The sequence below is a fragment of the Frankia sp. CcWB2 genome, assembly GCF_977927585.1.
Window position 1 is genome coordinate 1 of sequence record NZ_CDWRCM010000267.1, and the last position, 740, is coordinate 740.

Genomic DNA, 740 nt, shown 5'->3' on the forward strand with positions numbered 1-740 from the left:
AATACGGCAGCAAAACCCCAAGGTCCAGGAGGTCACGCCAGGCCGATCATCGAAGCACGACACCAATAGACGATCATGAGAGGGCCAGTTCGATCACAAGATCAGCGACAGATCCACACCAGGCCGACACGGTCGGATCGGCATCGGCCACCCACCGCGATCAGTTCGCGTGCGCTCCGTCGGCTCGCGCCACCGGCGTGACCCGCACCGCCATGCTGGAGGTGGCCGGCGGGGCGGGCGGAGGCGCCGGTGACGGGCGGGGTGCCAGGGAAGACGGTTGCGGTGAGGGCGGGGTGCCAGGGAAGACGGCGGCGGAGACGGCGGTGGCACGGACACCGGTGCCAGCGCGTTCGGCGCAAGCGGCGATCCGACTTCCGGCACGGCCGGCTGCCCGGCGGCGCTCCCCACGAAACCGACCCGGGACCGCCACCCGGCGACGAGCGCAACCGCACCGGCGGCGACGCCCAGGACCGCCCATCCGGCGACGGCGTCCAAGAGATAGTGGTTCGACGTCGACATGACGACGAACAGGGTCGCCGCCGGATAGAGCGCGCCGAGCACCCGGAGCAGCGGTCGGCGCCCGAAGCGCACCAGCAGGAAACCGCACCACAACGACCATGCGCAGTGCAGCGACGGGAGCGCGGCGTACTGGTTCGTCAGTCCCTCCAGGCCGTTCGGGGCGGCGCTCGCGCTACCGCTCCACCATCCCCAGCCCTCGAAGTGGGACATGGTGTCGACAT

General features: G+C 70.4%; 1 protein-coding gene. It reads right to left on the reverse strand.

Features of this window, described 5'->3' with window-relative positions; all coding sequences use genetic code 11:
* Positions 1-93: 93 nt before the first annotated feature.
* On the reverse strand, positions 94-740 hold a 647-nt coding region (locus ACY45C_RS20035; protein WP_462189107.1), incomplete at its 5' end, for a phosphatase PAP2 family protein.